Source organism: Phyllobacterium sp., from assembly GCF_037994425.1.
Taxonomy (GTDB): domain Bacteria; phylum Pseudomonadota; class Alphaproteobacteria; order Rhizobiales; family Rhizobiaceae; genus Phyllobacterium.
The window spans coordinates 1-2,181 of record NZ_JBBNAM010000297.1; the positions used below are offsets into that span (position 1 = coordinate 1).

The 2,181-nt window shown below is 65.9% G+C and carries 2 protein-coding genes; one reads left to right on the forward strand and one right to left on the reverse strand.

Features of this window, described 5'->3' with window-relative positions; all coding sequences use genetic code 11:
• The first annotated feature begins 246 nt into the window (after positions 1-246).
• Positions 247-1,818, forward strand: coding sequence for a transposase (locus AAAB35_RS20095; RefSeq protein WP_340670044.1), 1,572 nt, complete (start codon positions 247-249; stop codon positions 1,816-1,818).
• 30 nt (positions 1,819-1,848) lie between these two features.
• Here the strand turns inward: AAAB35_RS20095 and AAAB35_RS20100 are convergent.
• Positions 1,849-2,181, reverse strand: a 333-nt coding sequence (locus AAAB35_RS20100; RefSeq protein WP_340670045.1) for a hypothetical protein, incomplete at its 5' end; no start/stop codon positions are given.

A 2,181-nucleotide genomic window follows, 5' to 3' on the forward strand; every position in this document is an offset into this window, starting at 1 on the left:
GCTGCTCGACCGACGCGTAAAAGGCATCCAGATCCGCATGGAGGATGGTGGCTGTCGCGTCGATCCCAACCGTCACCTGTGGGGCTCCAAGCGGATTGTCAGGAACATATAGAGAACATCTGGATGAAATTGTCAAGCTGGCGGCGTCACCATCGGGCAACAGGGGCATAAGGCCGGGCGCGTCAAGTTGACTCGCTGAGCGCGCCGCGGGTTCCGTGCGGGGCTGTTTTCCGATTCTGTGTCGGCATGTCGCCGGCCAATGACCTCGATAATCTTTCCGCAGCCGATTTGAGGGTGCTCGTGCTGGCGCTTCTGGGCGAGGTCGCGGCGCTGAAGCAGGTGGTGGCGGAGCAGCGGGCCGAGATCGCCCGGCTGAAGGGGCTGAAGGGGCCGCCGTCGATCAAGCCGAGCGGGATGGAGCAGGCGAGCGAGCCGAAGCCGCGTTCCGGTGGGGGCAGGCGCCGGGGGCGCGGGGCCAAGCGGGTGCGCGTCGCGGTCGAGGACCGGGTGCTCACCGTCGCGGTGCCGGCCGGCTCGCGCTTCAAGGGCTATGAGAGTTTCTTCGTGCAGGATCTGGAACTGCGGCCGATGGCGATCCGGTTCCGGCGCGAGCGTTGGGTAACGCCCGACGGCCGGACCGTGGTGGCGCCGCTGCCGGAGGGGATCGACGGTCATTTTGGCCCGGCGCTCCGCCGTTTCGTGCTGGCGCAATATCATCAGGGACAGGTGACCGTGCCACGGCTGACGGCCATGCTCGACGCGATCGGCATCGCGGTCTCGAAGCGGCAGGTGGTTCGTCTGCTGATCGATCGCCAGGACCGTTTCCAGGTCGAGGCGCAGGACGTGCTGCGCGCCGGGCTCGCCACGGCCCCTTGGGTCACGGTCGACGACACCGGGGCCCGCCACAAGGCCCGGAACGGGTACTGCACGCAGATCGGCAACGACCGCTTCGCCTGGTTCGGCACCACCGGCTCGAAGAGCCGGCTCAATTTCCTGGAATTGCTGCGCGCCGGCCATGGCGATTACGTCGTCAACACCGAGGCGCTCGCCTATATGCGCAGCCGGTCGCTTGCCGGCTCGGTCATCCGGATGCTCGCGGAGCATGAGACCAAGCGCTTCGCCGACCAGGCGGCGTGGCTGGCCCATCTCGACCGGCTCGGCATCGCCGCGCTCAAGGTCACGCCCGATCCGGTGCTGATCGCGACCGAGGGGGCGCTCTGGGGCAGCGTCAAGGCGCATGGGCTTCTGACGGACACCGTCATCGTCAGCGATGATGCCGGCCAGTTCGATGTCGGTCGCCACGGCCTGTGCTGGGTCCATGCCGAGCGGCTGGTCCACAAGCTCGACACCTTCACCGACCGGCACCACGCCGCCCAGCAGCGCGTGCGCAGCCTCATCTGGTGGTTCTATGCCGACCTCAAGGCCTATCGCCGCGATCCAACGCCGGCGCGACGGGCCGCTCTGCGCACCCGCTTCGACCGCATCTTCAAGCGCCGCACCGGCTTCGCCACCCTCGACCGGCTGCTCGCCCGTCTCCACGCCAACAAGGCCGAATTGCTGATGGTGCTCGATCGGCCGGACATCCCGCTCCACACCAACGGTTCCGAGAATGACATTCGCTGCCAGGTGACCAGGCGCAAGCTCAGCGGCGGGACAAGAAGCGATGCCGGGCGTGACTGCCGCGACGCCTTCCTCGGCATCGCCAAGACCTGCGCCAAACTCCGCATCTCGTTCTGGGACTATCTCGGCTCCAGACTTGCCGTCGCCGGCAACGCCGCCGTCCCCTATCTTCCGGAACTCGTCGGCAACCCAGCCTGACTGGCAGCCCTGCCCGGCCTTATGCCCCTGTTACGCCCACGCCACCGTCGCGCCAATTTTCAGAGATGCGGCGACGATCTCTGGATACGTATCCGCAAACGCAACGATCGTATCGTCGGCATTTGTCTCATAGAGAGCGAAGGTATAGGTTTCGGCGCTGGGAAGGTCTTTGATCTGCTCGAAGAGAATACCCGCAAATGCGGCAAGCTTCGTAAAGTCCCGAGTATGTTCTAGCTCGCGTACGAGGTTGAGAAGGGCGGGGACTGTTGGGTTCGCTCGATACTCCGTCTCCCGAAGTGCGGCGACGTCGGCGCCGGTTGCCCCCTCGACAAGATTGCGCAATGTCGTGAGAGCGCTTGGCTG

What these genes read in the sequence shown, in the direction of transcription:
- AAAB35_RS20095 (WP_340670044.1), top strand. Translation starts at nt 247, where the DNA reads ATGTCGCCGGCCAATGACCTCGATAATCTTTCCGCAGCCGATTTGAGG.